This is a genomic window from Pseudomonas sp. 1L-C-7-B-C1, assembly GCF_057291635.1.
Genome location: NZ_JBXAWH010000010.1, coordinates 223,668 through 242,442, shown reverse-complemented (window position 1 = coordinate 242,442; position 18,775 = coordinate 223,668). Strand labels below are relative to the sequence as shown.

Below are 18,775 nucleotides of genomic sequence, written 5' to 3'. Positions count from 1 at the left end.
ATGACCCCACTGACTACGCAGGCTTCCTCCGCGCCCAAGACTCCAGGGCGCGTCTTCATGGACACTTCGAGCACTCCTGTGCAGCTGCGGATTGCCGGGGACTGGACGCTCGCCCATTACCGCGAACTCAAGCGTCAGACCGATGCGTTAAGTACAGGATTCGGCCCAGCCACCCTCGTGGACATGGACGAACTCGGCGCCCTCGACACCGCCGGTGCGTCGTTGCTGGTAGAGCTGCTCGGCGTACAGCGCCTGCGTTTGCTGGCCGTGCAAGCGCCCAACCTGCCGGAATCCAGCCGCGCGCTGATGCAGACCATCCAGAGCGCACTGGCTGACTATTGCCAGCCAGTCCGAGAGCCTGAAGCGGCCGTGGGCATGCAGCTGCTGTCGCGAATTGGCTCGGCAGTGGAGGTGATCTGGAAGGACACGCTGCAACTGTTGGGCTTTATCGGGCTGATACTGCAGACCTTCGCCTCCACGCTGTTTCGCCCTAGGCGCTGGCGCACCACCTCCGTCATTGCCCACATCGAGCAAATCGGCCTGGACGCGGCGCCCATTGTGGCGCTGCTGACGTTCATGGTCGGCGCCGTGGTGGCCTTTCTCGGCGCCACGGTGCTGAAGGCTTTTGGCGCGACGATTTTTACCGTTGACCTGATCGGCTTCTCGTTCCTGCGGGAATTCGCCGTGCTGCTGACTGCCATTTTGTTGGCCGGTCGTACGGCCAGCGCCTTCACCGCGCAGATCGGCTCAATGAAAGCCAACGAGGAGCTGGATGCGCTGCAAACACTGGGGCTGAGTCCTACGGAACTGCTGGTGTTGCCCCGCGTTCTTGCGTTACTCATCTCCCTGCCCATGCTGACCTTTCTCGCGATGATCTGCGGCATTGTCGGTGGCGGCGTGGTCTGCGCTCTGTCCCTGGGCATCACGCCGGCGATGTTTCTGTCGTTGATGCAGGCCGACATCGGCGTGCAGCACTTTCTCGTCGGCATCGCCAAGGCGCCGATCTTCGCGTTCTTCATCGCAGCGATCGGTTGCCTGGAGGGCTTCAAGGTCGAGGGCAGCGCTGAGTCCGTTGGGGCTCACACGACATCGAGCGTGGTGCAGTCCATTTTTGTGGTCATCGTGCTGGATGCCCTGGTCGCGATGTTCTGCATGGAGATCGGCTGGTGACCCGCCGTTGCGTACAACCCGTCGAGACGGTGATTGAGGTCCGCGGCTTGAGCAATCACTTTGGCCCGCAAGTGGTGCATGAGAACCTCGAACTGGACCTGTATCGCGGGGAAATTCTCGGGGTGGTGGGCGGCTCCGGCGCAGGCAAGTCAGTGTTGCTGCGCAGCATTGTCGGGCTGCAAAGACCTGCCTCGGGCAGTGTCCGCGTCCTGGGTCAGGATTTGCTGAATCTGTCCGACAAAGCGCGCTCTCGGGTGGAACGACGTTTCGGGGTGCTGTTTCAGAAAGGCGCGCTGTTCTCGTCGCTGACCATCACGGAGAACGTTGCGCTGCCGCTGATCGAACACGCCGGGCTGAGCCGCGAGGAGGCCGAGCATCTGGCGGGGATCAAAATGGCGCTGGCCGGACTGCCGTTGTCGGCGGCGCACAAATACCCCGCGTCGCTCTCCGGCGGCATGATCAAGCGCGCGGCGCTGGCGCGAGCACTGGCGCTGGATCCGGACATCCTGTTTCTGGACGAGCCCACTGCCGGGCTCGATCCGATTGGCGCCGGCGCGTTTGACCAGTTGATCCTGACCCTGCGCGACGCCTTAGGACTGAGCGTATTCATGGTCACCCACGACCTCGACACGCTTTATACAATCACCGACCGCGTCGCCGTGCTGGCGCAGAAGCGCGTGCTGGTTGCGGACACCATCGACAGGGTGTCGGCGACCAAGGACGCCTGGATTCACGAATACTTTCATGGCCCGCGCGGCCGCTCGGCCTATTCGGCGGCCACCCACCCACACGAGGTCTCATGATGGAAACCCGCGCCCATCACGTTCTGATCGGCCTGTTCACGGTGATCGTGGTCGCTGCCGCGCTGCTGTTCGGTCTGTGGCTCGCAAAGTCCAGCGTCGACTCGGCGTTCAAGGACTATCAGGTTGTCTTCAACGAGGCGGTGACGGGGCTGTCTCGCGGCAGTCCAGTGCAGTACAGCGGGATCAAGGTGGGTGACGTCGTGCAGTTGCGCCTCGATCCACAGGACCCGCGCCGCGTGCTGGCGCAGATCCGCGTTGCCGGCGAAACCCCGATCAAGCGCGACACCTTCGCAAAACTGGCACTGGCCGGCATCACTGGCACCTCGCTGATCCAGCTCAGTGGAGGTACACCGCAAAGCGAAGCGCTGAAGGGCGAGGGCGGCAACCTGCCAGTCATCATTGCCTCGCCGTCGCCTATTTCGCGGCTGCTGAACGACAGTGACGACTTGCTCAGCGGCAGCACCGCACTGCTGCACAACGCCAACGCGATGTTTTCTTCCGAGAACGTGGAGACGCTGTCGCGCACGTTGCAACACCTGGAGCAGACCACGGGCGCGATCTCCGATCAGCGCGACGACATTCGTCAGGCCTTGAAGCAGATGACACTGCTGAGCAAGCAGGCCGGCGCGACCCTGGAGCAAACCTCTACGCTGATGCGCAACGCCAACCAATTGCTGACCAGCGATGGCAGGCAAACCATCGCCAGTGCGCAGCAGGCGATGAAATCTCTGGAACAGAGCAGCCAGACCATCAATACGCTGCTCAAGAACAACCAGAATTCGGTGAACGATGGCCTGCAAGGCTTGGGCGAACTGGGCCCGGCGATTCGCGAGCTGCGTGAAACCCTCAGCTCGTTGAAAACCATTTCCCGCAGCCTGAATGCCAACCCGAGCGGCTACTTGCTGGGTAACGAAAAGAATAAGGAGTTCGAGCCATGAGGCTTTTCGGTCAGTCCGTCACTCGCGTGTTGTTGGCGGCAGCCCTGTTGTCCCTCGGCGCCTGTTCGATACTCCCGGAGCAGGCGCCGTCGGACGTCTACCGTTTGCCGACAGCATCGACCGCCAGCAAAGGGACGTCGCCCGTGTCGTGGTCGTTGAGGGTAGTCCGGCCTAAATCCAGCGAGGCGCTGGACAGTCCGCATATCGCCGTCATACCCGAGGGCAATGTCATTAGCAGCTACAAGGGCGCGCGCTGGAGTGATCCCGCGCCGGTTCTGCTGCGAAACCGCCTGACCGACGCCTTTTATCGCGATGGGCGGGCGCAGTCGATCAGCACCGACGACAGTAATCTGCAGGCTGATTTTGAATTGGGCGGGGAGTTGCAGGCGTTCCAGAGCGAGTACCGGGGAACCGCCATTGAAGTGGTGATCCGCCTTGATGCGCGGCTGGCCGACGATCGCCAGCGGATTGTGGCAAGCCGGCGCTTTGAAGTGCATCAGCCGGTGGCTGACAAGCAGGTGCCAGCGGTGGTTTCGGCGTTCGGTCAGGCCAGCGATACGCTGGCCGCCCAAGTGCTGCAATGGACCGTTGAGCAGGGCGAGAAGCGTTACACCGCCGCGCCGAAGAACCAGTAGCAGACAGCAATCGCCGCAACCACACCGGCGAATTCCGCCAGCAGCGCGCAGCCCACGGCGTGTCGTGCGCGCTGGATGCCCACGGCGCCGAAGTACACCGCCAGGACGTAGAACGTGGTTTCGGTGCTGCCTTGAATCGTCGCCGCGACGAGGGCCGGGAAGCTGTCGACGCCTTGGGTCTTCATGGTTTCGATCAGCATCGCCCGCGCCGCGCTGCCGGAGAACGGCTTGACCAGTGCAGTCGGCAGCGCGTCGACAAAGCGCGTGTCCATGCCCAACCACTGAATCCCGTGTCGAATCCCCTCAAGAATCAGATCCAGCGCGCCCGATGCGCGCAGCACGCCAACGGCGCAGAGCATCGCGACCAGATAGGGCAGCAGGTTCTTGGCGACGTCGAAGCCTTCTTTGGCGCCTTCGACAAAAGTTTCGTACACCTTGACCTTGCGCAGCGCGCCAATCACCAGGAACAGCATGATGATGCCGAACAGCGTCACGTTGCCCAGCACTGACGACAGACTCGACAGCGCAGCGGCGGACAGCCCGGCCAGTACCGCCATGAACCCGCCCAGCAGCAACGCGCCGGGAATCAGATAAGCGAGCACCACCGGGTCCCACAACTTGAGGCGCTGCATAAAGGCGACCGACAGCAGACCGACCAGTGTCGATGCGCTGGTGGCGAGCAGGATCGGCAGGAACACCATGGTGGGATCGGCGGCACCTTGCTGGGCGCGGTACATGAAGATGGTCACTGGCAGCAGCGTCAGCGAAGAGGCATTGAGCACCAGAAAGAGGATCTGCGCGTTACTGGCGATGGTCTTGCTGGGATTGAGCTCTTGCAGCGATCGCATGGCTTTGAGGCCGATGGGTGTGGCGGCGTTATCCAGGCCCAGTGCGTTGGCGGCGAAGTTGAGGGTGATCAGGCCCAGCGCCGGGTGGCCACGCGGCACTTCAGGCATCAGGCGATGAAACAGCGGCGCCAGGACTTTGCCCAGCCAGTCGACGATGCCGGCCTTCTCGGCGATGTTGAGAAAGCCCAGCCACAGGGTCAGGGTGCCGAACAACAGCACCATGACTTCCACCGACAGCTTCGCCATGGCGAAGATGCTCTCGACCATGGCGGCAAAAACGCCGGCATTGCCCCCGACCAGCCACTGCGCCAGCGCAGATATTGCCGCGACCACGAAAAACCCAAGCCATAGGCCGTTCAGCATACAAATCCCCTCGCAAGATGCGGCGATGATAACGGCGGGGGCAGAAACAACAAACCCCGGCCGGGGCCAGGGTTTGATGATTCGCGCTCTATAGTGATTACTCGACCGTCGATTGACCCGCCGGCAGAGGGTCCTTGCCACGCCAGTGCGGCAGGGAGTTCCAGTAGCGCTCGCCCTTGGCGTCGTCGTACATGCCTTCCCAGCGCGAGATCACCAATACCGCAAGCGCGTTGCCGATCACGTTCAGCGCGGTGCGCGCCATGTCCATGATGCGGTCGACGCCAGCGATGAACGCCAGGCCTTCCAGCGGAATGCCCACGCTGCCCAGGGTTGCCAGCAGCACGACAAATGACACGCCCGGCACACCGGCGATGCCCTTGGACGTCACCATCAGGGTCAGCACCAGCATCAACTGCTGGCCGATCGACAGATCAATGCCATACAGCTGCGCGATGAACAGCGCCGCGATGCTTTGGTACAGCGTCGAGCCGTCGAGGTTGAACGAGTAGCCGGTCGGCACCACGAAGCTGCTGATGGCTTTCGGCGCCCCGTACGCTTCCATCTTCTCGATCACGCGCGGCAGCACGGTTTCGGAACTGGCGGTGGAGTAGGCCAGCACCAATTCGTCTTTGAAGATGCGCATCAGCTTGAGCACCGAGAAGCCAAACAGGCGCGCAATCAGGCCCAGCACCACGAAGGCGAAGAAGGCGATGGCGACGTACACCAGAATCACCAGCTTGGCCAACGGCAGCAGCGAGGCGAAGCCAAAGTTGGCAACAGTCACGGCGATCAGGGCGAACACGCCAATCGGCGCGTAGTTCATGATCATGTGGGTGACCTTGAACATGGTCTCCGACACGCCCTGAAAGACCTTCACCAGCGGATCACGCACTTCGGCATTCAGGCTCGACAGACCCAGCCCGAAGAACACCGAGAAGAAGATGATCGGCAGCATGTCGCCACGGGCAACGGCCGCGAAGATGTTCGACGGGATGAGGTTGAGGATCGTCGCGACAAAGGCATGGTCATGCTGCACTTCGGAGGTCGTCTTTTCGTACTGAGAGATGTCCACCGTGCCCAGCGTGCTCATGTCGATGCCGGTGCCGGGATGGAAGACATTGGCCAGCAACAGACCTACGACGATGGCAATTGTGGTGACAACTTCAAAATAGAGGATGGTCTTCAGACCGATGCGCCCCAGCTTCTTGGCGTCGCCGACGCCTGCGATGCCGACGACCAGAGATGAGATCACAATCGGGATAACGATCATTTTGATCAGGCGGATGAAGATGTCGCCCGCCGGCTGCAGGATATTGCTGATCCACCAGGCTTTCTCGGCGCTGGAGTGGTTCAGGACGGCGCCAATGGCGATACCCAGGACCAGGCCGATGAGGATCTGCCAGGCGAGGCTCAGTTTTGCCTTCTTCATGTCATTACCTTGTTGTCATTGCCGGGACATCCCCCAACCACACGTTCATCATTGCGCTTGGTAGCAAGCGTGATACCGCGGTCGCCGTCAGGACTGTCTCGTAAGTGGCCGCAGGCGAGCATCCGAGCTCTGAGCAGGCGAAAAAGGCGCAACTATTCCCACGGTGACTTGCATCGTCTAATGCCGTAAACGACTACCCTATGCCGAATCGGCATGATGCAAATCAATCACTTACAGTGAAGCGCGCCAAAACAGGGCGAATTCGCTCGACACTGGAATGCTGAGAAGTGGCTAAAACGTCGCCTGTAGCGGATTTACGCAAGGCGCGATGGCAGAGTGACAGATCGGTCAAGGATGGCCGACAAGCCATTTGCACGAGGAATTTTTGGCGATATACGGTCGTAGGAAACGTAGAAGGGGGTATGTAGGACTTATGAGATACAGAGACGTTGAAGAAAATAGCGGTCATTTGCGCCTCGCAAGTCCACTGCCGGATAAAGGTTGAAGCTCTATCAGACGATGGACTTGCAATGCGGCTTGCCTGACCCGGCCCACATGTGGGAGTACTCCCTGTACTCCTAGGACGCTTCAATCACTCCCTTGATCGCAACGCCCCGGCCCCTTGGTCATACGCGCACCGTCTTCGGGCTGCGCGCCTATCAGGAAGGTCTGTCAGGGACAGGTCTCCCATCATTCAAATCAGTACCAGTTAGGATCTTTCTTGAGCTGTTCTTTCAGAAGGCCTTGCATGCCTTCGTCCGGCTTGCCCAAAAACCGGTAATCCGCATGGCGCGTCGGGGATTTGTCTGCGGGAAGTCCCGCTGGCACTTCGACCAACATGGCGTACGCATGGGACCTGTCCAGACTGAACGCCACGATGAGTCGCTTGTTGCGGCAAGTATCCTGGGTTTCGCAGAGCGGCCCTACCAGATACTTGTCACCGTCCTCAGTCACGGCATTCATCTGCTCCGCGGCGCCGGAAAGATTGATCACCCAATCGGGCAATCGCTCTTCCTTCTTGACCACGCTCGACCACGTTTCGCGGTACTCAGCATTCGAACTTAATAGCTCGTTTGCCCGAGACTGACCGTCGTTGGCCGCCATAGCTGTAACGCTGACGCTCCCCAGGAGCGCCAGTGTCAGTGCATGGAGATGCTTCAAGCCCATATTCAGCCTCGGCCGCGACGGCCAAAGAAGAACGACACCACGAACATGACCAGGAAGACCACGAACAGGATCTTGGCAATGCCGGTAGCAGTACCTGCGATACCACCAAAACCAAGGACGGCTGCAACGATAGCGATGATCAGAAATGTGATTGCCCAGCTCAACATGGTGAATCTCCTTACTGTTTATTGATTTTTTTGCTACGTCGAGGGGTCGGGATGACCCTCGGGGTAGATCGCGTCTTCGACCCGGAGGATCAGAAAACCCAGCTTTGCTGACGTGGCGCTTCATCAGGAGTAGCGGCCGCATCATCAACTTGCATGCTCAAGGCGACGTCCGAGGCTTTCAGCGCACTTGCCTTGGCAAAAGGTGCGGTGTGAGCGTGGGAGTAGTGAACCTGAGTCACTTCCTGATTCTGATTCCAGTGATTGAACTGCTGCACAACAATGAGCGTAATCATCAGCGCCAGACTGGCAAACAAGACCTGCTGCAAATGCAGAGGAGAGATACGCAGTTTGTTGGCGAGATGTTGAGCGTTCATTCAGCTGACTCCTGGCAATCTTGTCGGCCGTCTGTTCAGGCCTTTGTTATCAGGAATATTGCACGCTGTGTGCCAGCTTTTTGCGAACGTTTTTATCCTTATAAATCAATAGCTTAGATAGATAATTCAGAAGTGTCGTACACGCAAGCTGCACGATTGAACATTTGTCATCGTGCGGAATGCACGAATGGGCGGACATCACGTTAGCGGCCGAATTCATTTCAGGTGCAAATACCGATCTGAAAACCCTGTCCGACCGCCATGTAACGCTCTAGCCCGCGCTGCGCGCTGTAACGCGCAGGGTGTCGGCATCGACGCCTTTAACCCCGCGAATGTTGCGCGCGATCTCGACCGCCAGTTCCTTCTCGGCGTAGTTAGCCACCACACCGTCCAGCGTAACTACACCGTTCTTGGTGTCGACCTTGATGTTCAAGCCATCGAGGGTGCGGCTATATATAAGGCTGGATTTCACCTTACTGGTGATCCATGCATCGCTGAATTCCTCGCGAACGGCATTGGCCTGAAGTTCGCTCTGCTCTTTGATGGCCTGTGTATCGCGCGCACTGACGCTGATGAGGTTGTTCACCTCCGTCACGCCGTCCGTATTGGTGGCCAGGCTTCCGGCCAGCTGCTTGGCATCTGCGTCTTTCGCCTGCCCTTTGAGGGTGACGACACCCTGAGCGGCGCTGACATCGATGTTCAATGCCTCGGTCACGCTGTTCCACAGCAGCTTGGATTTAATGGTTGCGGTCAGCGTCGCATCATCGAAACGCTGGGCCATAGTGGCTTTAGTGCCCGGATCGGCAGCGACCTGCGGGTCAATCTCAAGCTGGTTGTCGACCTTGTTGATCCCCTGTATGTCGCCCGCTATCTGCGACGCCAGATCCTTGTCGACCTGGTTCTCGACCTTGCCCTTGAGGATGGCAGTGCCTTGTTCCACGTCCACGCTGATCTTGAAAGGACTCAAATGCCGATTCAAGGCAAAGGCGGTCCAGATCGACCCCTCCTGGCGCGCTTCGGCCAGTTGGGTCGGCAGATCGGCGGCGGCCTGGGCGATGACGGGGGTCAGTCCAAGCAGGCTGGCGGTGGTCATGGCCAAGGCGATCTTCTTCAACGGGGGCATGGGAATCTCCAGACAATTGCAAAAGGTACCTCTGGACAGACTGGTCTTTGGCTCAGATGTTCGGCGCAGCCTGATTTTGCTCACACGAGCTTCGAGCCGACGGATAGGGCAAGCAAGCTGCCATGGATCAGTACCCGACGGCTTTTTCAGAAGATCGCTACCATGCAGCGCAAAGAATCAATCAGAATGAACCATGCAACTTGCCCGATGTTTCCGGGACTAACACAGACTATTCATTGAGGAGCGTAGGAAAAATGGAAGCAGCCGCTGAGAATCAGGGCCGTATTCTGCTCGTGGATGATGAATCCGCCATCCTTCGCACCTTCCGCTACTGCCTGGAAGATGAAGGCTACAGCGTAGCCACCGCCAACAGCGCAGCGCAGGCAGAGGCGCTGTTGCAGCGTCAGGTATTCGACGTGTGTTTCCTGGATTTGCGTCTGGGTGAGGACAACGGGCTGGATGTTCTGGCGCAAATGCGCGTGCAGGCGCCGTGGATGCGAGTGGTAATTGTGACTGCGCACTCGGCGGTCGACACCGCGGTGGACGCGATTCAGGCCGGCGCTGCCGACTACCTGGTCAAGCCCTGTAGCCCGGATCAACTGCGCCTCGCCACCGCCAAGCAGCTCGAAGTCCGCCAATTGTCGGCACGACTCGAAGCCCTCGAAGGCGAAGTACGCAAACCAAAAGACGGCCTGGATTCCCACAGCCCGTCGATGATGGCGATCCTGGAAACAGCCCGCCAAGTTGCCAACACCGACGCGAACATCCTTATCCTCGGCGAATCCGGTACGGGTAAAGGTGAATTGGCGCGAGCGATTCACGGCTGGAGCAAGCGCGCCAAGAAGGCCTGCGTGACCATCAACTGCCCGTCGCTCACTGCCGAGCTGATGGAAAGCGAACTGTTCGGCCATAGCCGTGGCGCCTTCACCGGTGCCAGTGAAAGCACACTCGGTCGGGTGAATCAGGCAGACGGCGGTACGTTGTTCCTTGATGAAATCGGCGACTTCCCGCTCACGCTGCAGCCCAAACTGCTGCGCTTCATTCAGGACAAGGAATACGAACGCGTCGGTGACCCGGTCACCCGTCGCGCCGACGTGCGCATTCTGGCGGCGACCAACCTGAACCTCGAAGACATGGTCCGCGAAGGACGCTTCCGCGAGGACCTGCTGTATCGCCTGAATGTGATCACCTTGAACCTGCCGCCGCTGCGCGAACGAAGCGAAGACATCCTGACGCTCGCGGACCGCTTTCTGGCGCGCTTCGTCAAAGAGTACAGCCGCCCGGCGCGTGGCTTCAGCGAACAGGCGCGCAGCGCGCTGCTCAACTACCGCTGGCCCGGCAACATCCGTGAACTGCGTAACGTCATCGAGCGGGCGAGCATTATCTGCCCGCAGGAAAAAGTCGAAATCACGCATCTGGGTATGGCCGAACAACCGGTCAACAATGCCCCACGTGTGGGCGCAGCGCTGAGCCTTGACGAGCTGGAGAAAGCCCACATCGGCGCGGTACTGGCGACCAGCGATACGCTGGATCAGGCCGCACGCACGCTGGGCATCGACGCCTCCACGCTGTACCGAAAACGCAAGCAGTACAACCTGTGACAGGGCGCCGATGATGTTTGCGATGAAGTTGCGCACCCGACTCTTCCTGAGTATTTCCGCCCTTATCACCGTTGCCCTGCTGGGCTTGGTGCTGGGGCTCGTCAGCGTCATGCAGATGGCAAAATCTCAGGAGTCGTCGATTCGGCATAACTTCATCACGCTAGATATTGGCCTGAAGCTGCGTCAGAACCTGGGCGACCAACTGGTGATGATGCTCAAGGACAGCCCCGATCAGGTGGCGATCAAAGGCAATCAGGAAGCGTTTCAGAATCTGCTCGATCAGGGCATTGATCATGACCAGCAGACCGGCGTTCCGAGCGGGTTCGAAACGGCTCGGGTGAACTACGCCCGCTTCGTCAAAACCATCGAGCAATCCAGCGAACATGGTGAGGCGATCCGCGACGATGAGGCCGTGACAGATGCGTTCAACACGTTGCGCAATGGCCTGCTCGACGCTCATCGGCAAGCGCTTGAGAACATCAGTCAGGCGGAGAGCGCCTCAAGGTCGCGAGCGCTCTGGGTTTCAGCACTGCTGGGGCTGGTGGGGCTGGCGGTGCTGGTTATCGGCTTCGTCACCGCCCACGGCATCGCCCGGCGTTTCGGCGGTCCCATCGAACAGCTGGCCAAGGCGGCGGACCGGATTGCCCAGGGGGATTTCGACGTAACGTTGCCCACGTCCTCATCGGACGAAATGAATTTGCTCACCCACCGTTTTGGGATGATGGCCGATGCGTTGCGCCAGCATCAGAAAACCAACGTCGATGAACTGCTCGCTGGACAGCAGCGGTTGCAAGCAGTGCTGGACAGTATCGACGACGGTCTCTTGATGATTGATCGCCAAGGGCGGCTTGAACACCTGAACCCGGTCGCGCAACGGCAGTTGGGTTGGGAAGAAAGTCGCTTGGGCCAAGGGCTTGGCGAAGCATTGCAGCGCCCCGAGCTAGACGAGCAGCTGTATCTGGTATTGCGCGGCGGTACGCTGGAACGGGCACCTGATGACCTCTCCATCGAGATCGACGGCGAGGTCCGCCTGCTCACCTACAGCCTTACCCCGGTCAGCCACACCAAAGGGCACATTGTCGGCGCTGTGATGGTGCTGCATGACGTTACCGAGCAGCGGGCATTCGAACGCGTGCGCAGCGAGTTCGTGCTGCGCGCCTCCCACGAGTTGCGCACGCCCGTCACCGGCATGCACATGGCCTTCGGTCTACTCCAGGAACGCGTGCATTTCCCGCCGGACTCGCGTGAGAAGGACCTGCTCGACACCGTCAACGAAGAAATGCAGCGCCTGATGCAGTTGATCAACGACTTGCTCAACTTCTCGCGGTATCAGAACGGACTGCAGAAGCTGACGCTGGAGCCCTGTGATATCAACGAGTTGCTCGAAGCTGCGCGTCAGCGCTTTGCTGATACCGCCCATGATCAGGACGTTATGGTGCTGCTGGAAACCCAAGAGCCACTGCCACGGGTGCAGGCCGACAAGGCTCAGCTCGACCGCGTGCTCGACAACCTGCTTGATAACGCCCTGCGCCATACCCCGAAATCTGGCCTGATCCGCTTGCAGGCGCGGCGTCATGGCGAGCGGTTGATCATCAGCGTGGAAGACAACGGCGAAGGCATTGCCTACGGCCAGCAAGCCCGGATCTTCGAGCCATTCGTGCAGGTCGGCCGCAAGAAAGGCGGTGCAGGCCTGGGGCTGGCCCTGTGCAAGGAGATCGTTCAATTGCACGGCGGGCGAATGGGCGTCTACTCCCGACCGGGGCAGGGCACGCAGTTCTATATGGCCCTGCCGCTCTAGAACAGCACTGGTGCGCTACGCGACATCATCCGCACGCCGCCCGGCGCTGCGTCTGCCGCCGGTCACCAGTTCAGTGAACTTGGTCGCGCTCAGCGGGCGGGCGAACAGCCAGCCCTGACCATAAATTACCCCTTCGCTTTTCAGCAGCATCGCCTGCGACTCGAACTCGATGCCCTCGGCGATGACCCGCAGTTGCAGCGCATGGGCCATCCGAATGATATGCGGCGCCACGCCACTGCTGGCGGCATCGTGACCGAGGGCGTCAATGAAAGCTTTGTCGATTTTCAGACAATCCACCGGCAGCGTCTGCAGGTACGCCAGGCTGCAGTAACCGGTGCCGAAGTCATCAATCAGCACTTGATGGCCTCGATCTCGCAGCGCCTGGAGATGATTGCGCGCAACAACCACGTCCACGAGGCCGCGCTCAGTGACCTCGAACGCAATCTGCCGAGGCGCGACGCGGTGCAATGCCAGCAGCTTGGCCGTCACTCTACCGATGCGCGGGGCCATGACGTCGCACGCTGCCAGATTGACCGACACGTACAGGTGCGGATTGGCGCGTAACAGATGGCCCAACTGTTCAAGCAACTGCTGAAGCACGAAATCAGTGATCTGGCGGATCTGCCCGGTGTTTTCCGCCAACGGAATGAAAAGGTCAGGGCTGGTCAGTGTGCCGTCCGGTCGTCGCCAGCGCACCAGGGCCTCAGCCCCCACGCACAGCCGGGTATTGAGGTCGAAAATGGGCTGATACAAAACCTTCAACTCGCCCCGACGCAGGGCTCCGTGCAGCTCGCCGCCCAGGGACAGACGCTGGCGCACCAGTTGCAGGACAAGAATTCCGAGGCACAGCGAGATCAGCACGCTGGCCGGGACCAGCAACCACCATGCGCCGGTGACCTTCTGTTGCAAACCACTGCGCGGCGTGATCAGGACCAATTGGTATTCCGGGCTCTGAGTCGGCATCCGGTAGACGAGTTTGTCCTGAGTGGTCATCAGCGTTTCGGTGGAGGTCGGCGACCAGTCGGGGGTAGGCGGCCATGTTTGAGGCGGGCCCAGGACCGGGACTGCTTTGGACCCGCGATCCAGCACCACTACCAGGCTGCCGCCCGCCGGCAGGTCGACAACATCCGTCAGGTGACCGCGGGAGGTGGATACACGAAACTCCCCGCGCCCGAGCATCAATGAAGCGAGGTTGTCGTCAGGCTGGGTGGAGGTGTTGAGCCAGTAATCATAAGTAGGGCCGCGAATGTCCGGTGGCCTCGGCTTGCCTATCAGGCTCTGGCGCGTCCAGCTGGAGCAGAACTGGCCTTCATTGATGTAAGCCACTTCATAGATAAAACGGTAGCGTGAGTTCACCTGACGCAACTGCTCGATCATCTCCGGGCTGCAGCCACGCAAGGGCTGCGCTTCAAGCTGATCGAGCCCGGCCCTCAACTGGCTGAACAACTGCTCCAGTCGCACCAGAAAGCGCTCGCCCTGTGCATTCATCTGCGCACGTTCGTCCTGCCGGGCCTGATGCATCGCCAGCCCAAAGCTGCCCGCCAGCAAGACGGCCGCGCTTAACAGCGCGGCTACTAATGCCAGAATCCATGGACGGTAGAGAAAAGAGCGCAGTCGCGGCGTCGCCGTGAGCATCGACAGTCATCCAGGTGGTGGGATTGCATAACCACTGAGGTATAGCAACAAGCGCAGAAATAGTCTGGAAAAAACTGACAATTAGTGGAATTTAGTGCCTTAAGTTAAGCACTTGCAGCATCGCTGCACTTTGCAGGTCCGGCTCACCGTCAAATTTTTGTGGCCGAAAATGCATCTGGAACGCAGCCAGCGTGTGACGTGTTGCGATGTCCAGCTCTCCGGTCTGAGGGGTCGAATAACCTAGCAGCGCCAGTTGTTGCTGGAACCACACAATATTCGGCACGACGCCCATCAACTGGGTTTGACGTTGTGCAACCTGCTGTTCATCCGGCCAGATTCCCAGGCCTTCCTGGGCCAGCCGCTTCCACGGGAACAACGGCCCCGGATCAAGTTTGCGCAGGGGCGCGATATCACTGTGGCCAATGACGTGGCGCGGTTCGATGTGATTGCGTTTGACGATGTCTTTGAGCAGGACGATCAGCGCCTGGATCTGCGCCTCGCTGTAGGGATACCAGAGCCGACCCGTCGGCGTGTCTCGGTAGCCCGGATTGACGATCTCGATGCCGATGCTGCTTGAGTTGAGCCAGGTGCGCCCGTCCCATTCGCTTTCACCGGCGTGCCACGCGCGTTGGGACTCGTCGACCAGCTTGTAGGTGGTGGCCGGGCCGTCGCCGATCAGGTAGTGCGCACTCACTTCACCGTGGGTCAGCAGCTCCAGTGACCGGTCGAGGGAGGCGGAGGTGTAATGAACCACCACAAACTGCACACGGCTGTCGAAATTCACAGAAGGGTGGCTGGTGTCGATCTTCGGACCGCTGCTACAAGCGCTCAGCAGCAACAGCAAAAATAGGGCAGAAATAGACTTCATGGCGGCACGACGTGTAGGCAAATAATGCAACAGTGTAACGTAACGCCCGTTGCGCATTCAAAAATGCATCATGCCCATGCTGCCAACCAGACAAAACGTTCAGCCCTGCTCGATGCGGTTTCGCCCCTCGTGCTTGGCGCGATACAGCGCCTGATCCGCGCGTTTGAGCACAACGTCGCTGCGCTCCCCCGGAGCGAACCGGGTGATACCCGTGGACACCGTGACCGTCACAGGCTCGCCCTTGAAGTGAAACGGGCACTGTTCGATGCCCTCGCGCAGACGCTCCAGCAGCGCCAACCCCTCATCCATCGGCGTGGTCGGCAGCAGAATCACGAACTCTTCGCCGCCAAATCGCGCAATGAAGTCAGAAGCCCGCAAGCGCTTTCGCAGCTGCCCGGCGATGATCTTCAGAACCTTGTCACCCGCCAGGTGGCCATAGCCGTCGTTAATGCGCTTGAAGTGATCCAGGTCGAGAATGCCGAGCAGCAGGCTTGAGCGCTTACGCTGCAACTGGTCGATCTCATGCTCCAGCCGCTCGTTCCACGCCGCGCGGTTGGGCAGGCCTGTCAGCGTATCGATGAGCGCTTTTTGTCGTTGCTCTTCCAGATGAACCCGGAAACCCAGCGCCTCCTGCTCCATCGTGGCCACGCGGCTGGAAAGGGCTTGCAGGCGGGTGGCGACTTCTTGTTCGCGCTGATCGCGTTGCTGCTGATGATGATCCATGGTGCCAATCAGCCCTTCGAGACGGCTTTCCAGCACGTGCTTCAGGCTGTCCAGATCGGCCGCCTGCTGCACACTGGTTTGCAGGTCGCCAACATGTTCGCGCAATTGATGGTCCAGTTGCCGCGATGCCGATTGCTGATCGGCATGGTTTTCGCTGGCTGCCAGCAAGCCACTCTGAAACGACTCAAGGCGCTCATTGAGCTGCTTGAGATAGGCCTCAAACTCATGCTGTCCGCTGTCATTGACGGCGAGCATCAGCACGGCGAGATCGTCGAGGATCGGCAACAGTTCGTACCAGTTCAGCCCATGCTCAAGCCGGACGCGCATGGCTTCGGCTTGCGGACGATGGTGTTCGGGCAGCGTCAGCTCATCGAGAAGCCCTAGCAGGGTTTCTTCGATGTGGGCGGCAACGGAGCTGTAACTGGGCTCGGGCGAAGAGGGCAGTGCATAGGGGCTGTCTTCTTCTGCAGCGGTCTCGTCAGGCGCATTGTCTTCAGCGACCATCTCGGTGTCGTCGGCAATAACAACTGCTTCAGCAGTCTCTTGATGATCCGGAGCGGGCGCTTCAGCCGCAGGCTCGGATGCTTCGTCGTGAGAAGACTCGCCGGCGGAGGCCTGTGGCACGTGACCGGTGTGGAGCGGCGCCTCGGGTTCTTCGTCTGGCTGGGCCGGCTCTGGCTCTGGCTCTGGCTCTGGCTTGGACTCGGGCATTACCGGCTGGACTGCAACGTCGGAGTGGGGCGTCGGGATGGAGCGCTCGGGCTCTTCGGCGACAGGCTGGGGAACGGGCGGGACGGTGCTGCGAAGTTCAGCCTCCAGCTCGGTGTTCTCCGGGACAGCTTCGGGCACGGCGGCTGAATGCTGAGGCGCTTCATCAGAACCTTGAATCCCCCCCGGCTCGCTAACTGAATGGGGCACATCACCCTCGCCGTCAGCCTCACGGTGACTGCCGAACAATCGCTGGAGAAAACCCGGGCGCGACGCTTCATCCGGGTGTTCGATCTGCGACAGCGCCTGCCCTTGGAGTCCGCTCAACTCACTTAATAGCAGCGGCAGCTCACGGGCTTGAGTGATGCGATCTTCAAGACTCTTGGCGAATCGCTTGAGCGGCTTGCTGACATCTTTGGGCAGCGGCAACGCCTGCAACTGCGCGACCAGCGACGTCAACGCCGTGCCCATTTGCTCGACGCGCTGTTCGCGACGCTGCTCGGAGTCCAACACCGCCTTTTCGAGGCGCGGGATCAAAGCGGCCAAGCCTGCGTCCATGTCGTCCTTGCGAACGATTTCGCGCATTTCCTTCATGCACGCATCAACCGCCTTGTCGGCGCCTTCGGCCGCCAGGCTGCTGCGCACAAGGCCTCGACGCAGCAAGTCGAGCCGCGCGTTCCAGCGCCGCTCCAGTTTGTCTTGCTGCTCGATGCTCTTGAGGTACTTTTCTTTCCAGCGCTGCGCTTCGTCGGTCATTCCACAGGTCCGCGAGGAGATGAGCTTGTTATCGGCAGCGAGTCACCGATTAATGAGGCCGGCAAGCGAATCTCCACCGCGACGGGCAGATGATCGGAAATGGGATGAGCGAGCACCTGCACTTTTTCAAGGGTCAGGGTCGGGCTCAGGAGGATGTGGTCCAGGCATCGCTGCGGACGCCAGCTGGGGAAAGTGGCCTCGACCTGCGGTGCAAGCAGGCCGAGATCTCGCAGTGGGGACGTTTGCAGCAGGTCATTGGCGTGGGTGTTCATGTCGCCCATCAGCACCTGATGGCGATAGCCGCCAATCAGCTCGCGAATGTAGGCAAGCTGTCGCGTGCGAGTGCGTGCGCCCAGTGCCAGGTGCATGACGACCACCACCAGCGCGTCCGGACCTTCGCCGAAGCGAACGAGAATAGCGCCACGCCCGGCCGGACCTGGCAGCGGATGATCTTCGATGTCCCACGGGCGCAAGCGGCTGAGCACGCCATTGCTGTGCTGGGCGAGGCGTCCGAGGTTGCGATTGAGTTGCTGATGCCAGTACGGAAACGAACCGAGCTGGGCAAGGTGTTCAACCTGGTTGATATAGCCCGAGCGCATACTGCCGCCATCGGCTTCCTGCAAGGCGACCAGATCATAGTCGCGCAGCAGATCGCCGATCTTCTGAAGATTCCCGGCTCTGCCATTGTGGGGCAGCAGATGCTGCCAACCCCTGGTCAGATAATGCCGGTAGCGCTCGGTGCTGTTGCCGACCTGGATATTGAAGCTGAGCAGGCGAAGCCGACCGTCGGCCGGCAGGCCTGTCTCGTGAAGATGATGCTCGTTGACCTTCGGCGTGTGCCGGGCAACGACCCGTTCAGTAGTTCCCCAGCGCGCCATGGTCAGCGCTTACTTGGCGGTCAGCGTTGCGCGTTCTTTGGCGATCAACTGATCGGCCACCTGTAACGCCTGCTCGGGACCACCAGCAGTGCCGAGGTCAAAGCGGTATTTGCCGTTGACGATCATGGTTGGGACGCCAGTAATCTCGTACTTCTTGGCCAGTTCCTTGTATTGAGCGATCTTGCCCTTCACAGCGAACGAATTGAAGGTTTCAAGGAACTTGGTCTTGTCGACGCCCTGGGTGGCGACGAATTCGGCCATGTCATTCGGGTCAGTCAGACGCTTGCCGCCTTTTTGAATGGCGTCGAACACGGCGGTGTGGACCTTCTTCTCTACGCCCATGGTGTCGAGGGTAATGAATAGCTGGCCGTGAGCGTCCCAAGGGCCGCCGAACATGGCGGGAACGCGAATGAAGTGGACGTCAGCGGGAAGTTTTTCGACCCATGGATTGATGACCGGCTCGAAAGCGTAGCAGTGCGGGCAGCCATACCAGAACATTTCGACGACTTCGATCTTGCCCGGCTCGGAAACAGGAACAGCGCTTTTCAGCTCAACGTATTGCTTGCCGGCTTCGATGGGCTCTGCTGCTTGAGCGGTCAGACCGAACAGGCTGGTAAAAATCAGAGCGGCGCTGAGAATCAGATTACGCATGCTTAACTCCTGGGCATGGAAGGTCACTTCGGTGGCCGCAGTTCGACCGGCCGAGGTGATATGAGTTCGCAAGTGTAACGCCTGCGGCCGTAAAAAAGGGCAGCCGTTCGCTACCCTTTTTGGCCCGTCCGGGCAGCTCT

The 18,775-nt window shown here is 60.1% G+C and carries 17 protein-coding genes and 1 pseudogene; 7 read left to right on the top strand and 11 right to left on the bottom strand.

Features of this window, described 5'->3' with window-relative positions:
- From AC0Z8Z_RS17060 to AC0Z8Z_RS17045, 4 genes are read left to right on the top strand one after another with little or no spacing between them, the layout of a single operon-like run.
- Nucleotides 1–1,170 (top strand): ABC transporter permease, encoded by a 1,170-nt coding sequence (locus AC0Z8Z_RS17060; protein ID WP_485619865.1) that lies wholly within the window; start codon nucleotides 1–3, stop codon nucleotides 1,168–1,170.
- Nucleotides 1,167–1,973, top strand: coding sequence for an ABC transporter ATP-binding protein (locus AC0Z8Z_RS17055; RefSeq protein ID WP_485619864.1), 807 nt, complete (start codon nucleotides 1,167–1,169; stop codon nucleotides 1,971–1,973). Before AC0Z8Z_RS17060 ends, AC0Z8Z_RS17055 begins: the two co-directional genes overlap by 4 nt.
- On the top strand, nucleotides 1,973–2,911 hold the full coding sequence (locus tag AC0Z8Z_RS17050; RefSeq protein ID WP_485619883.1) for an MlaD family protein: 939 nt from the start codon (nucleotides 1,973–1,975) through the stop codon (nucleotides 2,909–2,911). Before AC0Z8Z_RS17055 ends, AC0Z8Z_RS17050 begins: the two co-directional genes overlap by 1 nt.
- On the top strand, nucleotides 2,908–3,546 hold the full coding sequence (locus tag AC0Z8Z_RS17045; RefSeq protein ID WP_485619863.1) for an ABC-type transport auxiliary lipoprotein family protein: 639 nt from the start codon (nucleotides 2,908–2,910) through the stop codon (nucleotides 3,544–3,546). The genes AC0Z8Z_RS17050 and AC0Z8Z_RS17045 overlap by 4 nt, the downstream gene beginning before the upstream one ends.
- Here AC0Z8Z_RS17045 and AC0Z8Z_RS17040 read toward each other — a convergent pair.
- From AC0Z8Z_RS17040 to AC0Z8Z_RS17015, 6 genes are all read right to left on the bottom strand, one after another.
- Nucleotides 3,519–4,757: a nucleoside recognition domain-containing protein gene (locus tag AC0Z8Z_RS17040; protein WP_485619862.1), complete on the bottom strand. Its 1,239-nt coding sequence runs from the start codon at nucleotides 4,755–4,757 to the stop codon at nucleotides 3,519–3,521. The two genes, AC0Z8Z_RS17045 and AC0Z8Z_RS17040, sit on opposite strands and share 28 nt — an antisense overlap.
- A gap of 97 nt (nucleotides 4,758–4,854) precedes the next feature.
- The gene (gene gltP, locus AC0Z8Z_RS17035) at nucleotides 4,855–6,186 is read right to left on the bottom strand and encodes a glutamate/aspartate:proton symporter GltP (protein ID WP_485619861.1); all 1,332 of its coding nucleotides are present in this window, start codon (nucleotides 6,184–6,186) and stop codon (nucleotides 4,855–4,857) included.
- 699 nt (nucleotides 6,187–6,885) lie between these two features.
- Entirely contained in the window at nucleotides 6,886–7,353 is a 468-nt protein-coding gene (locus AC0Z8Z_RS17030) for an inhibitor of vertebrate lysozyme family protein (RefSeq protein ID WP_485619860.1), read from the bottom strand.
- A gap of 2 nt (nucleotides 7,354–7,355) precedes the next feature.
- Entirely contained in the window at nucleotides 7,356–7,520 is a 165-nt protein-coding gene (locus tag AC0Z8Z_RS17025) for a DUF1328 domain-containing protein (protein ID WP_002555679.1), read from the bottom strand.
- A gap of 89 nt (nucleotides 7,521–7,609) precedes the next feature.
- The gene (locus tag AC0Z8Z_RS17020; protein ID WP_122623681.1) at nucleotides 7,610–7,894 is read right to left on the bottom strand and encodes a hypothetical protein; all 285 of its coding nucleotides are present in this window, start codon (nucleotides 7,892–7,894) and stop codon (nucleotides 7,610–7,612) included.
- Between the two features lie 271 nt (nucleotides 7,895–8,165).
- Nucleotides 8,166–9,017 (bottom strand): BON domain-containing protein, encoded by an 852-nt coding sequence (locus AC0Z8Z_RS17015; RefSeq protein WP_485619859.1) that lies wholly within the window; start codon nucleotides 9,015–9,017, stop codon nucleotides 8,166–8,168.
- Nucleotides 9,018–9,271: 254 nt separating this feature from the next.
- Between AC0Z8Z_RS17015 and algB the strand changes: the two genes are divergently transcribed.
- The 3 genes and pseudogenes from algB to AC0Z8Z_RS17000 all read left to right on the top strand — a co-directional run bounded on the left by algB (nucleotide 9,272) and on the right by AC0Z8Z_RS17000 (nucleotide 12,416).
- Entirely contained in the window at nucleotides 9,272–10,618 is a 1,347-nt protein-coding gene (gene algB / locus AC0Z8Z_RS17010; protein WP_037017110.1) for a sigma-54-dependent response regulator transcription factor AlgB, read from the top strand.
- A gap of 10 nt (nucleotides 10,619–10,628) precedes the next feature.
- Nucleotides 10,629–12,030, top strand: a pseudogene (locus AC0Z8Z_RS17005) (KinB sensor domain-containing domain); the annotation flags it as partial.
- Nucleotides 12,031–12,050: 20 nt separating this feature from the next.
- A complete protein-coding gene (locus tag AC0Z8Z_RS17000; RefSeq protein ID WP_407073261.1) occupies nucleotides 12,051–12,416 on the top strand; it encodes a sensor histidine kinase in 366 nt (121 codons plus the stop codon).
- A gap of 15 nt (nucleotides 12,417–12,431) precedes the next feature.
- Here AC0Z8Z_RS17000 and AC0Z8Z_RS16995 read toward each other — a convergent pair whose 3' ends face one another.
- The 5 genes from AC0Z8Z_RS16995 to AC0Z8Z_RS16975 all read right to left on the bottom strand — a co-directional run bounded on the left by AC0Z8Z_RS16995 (nucleotide 12,432) and on the right by AC0Z8Z_RS16975 (nucleotide 18,635).
- Entirely contained in the window at nucleotides 12,432–14,051 is a 1,620-nt protein-coding gene (locus tag AC0Z8Z_RS16995) for an EAL domain-containing protein (protein WP_485619858.1), read from the bottom strand.
- Nucleotides 14,052–14,142: 91 nt separating this feature from the next.
- Nucleotides 14,143–14,919: an N-acetylmuramoyl-L-alanine amidase gene (locus AC0Z8Z_RS16990; RefSeq protein WP_122534381.1), complete on the bottom strand. Its 777-nt coding sequence runs from the start codon at nucleotides 14,917–14,919 to the stop codon at nucleotides 14,143–14,145.
- 99 nt (nucleotides 14,920–15,018) lie between these two features.
- Nucleotides 15,019–17,106, bottom strand: coding sequence for a GGDEF domain-containing protein (locus tag AC0Z8Z_RS16985; RefSeq protein WP_485619857.1), 2,088 nt, complete (start codon nucleotides 17,104–17,106; stop codon nucleotides 15,019–15,021).
- Entirely contained in the window at nucleotides 17,103–17,984 is an 882-nt protein-coding gene (locus AC0Z8Z_RS16980) for an endonuclease/exonuclease/phosphatase family protein (protein WP_485619856.1), read from the bottom strand. The genes AC0Z8Z_RS16985 and AC0Z8Z_RS16980 overlap by 4 nt, the downstream gene beginning before the upstream one ends.
- 9 nt (nucleotides 17,985–17,993) lie before the next feature.
- Complete coding sequence (locus AC0Z8Z_RS16975) at nucleotides 17,994–18,635, bottom strand: thiol:disulfide interchange protein DsbA/DsbL (RefSeq protein ID WP_108121293.1); 642 nt, start codon at nucleotides 18,633–18,635, stop codon at nucleotides 17,994–17,996.
- Nucleotides 18,636–18,775: the final 140 nt, after the last annotated feature.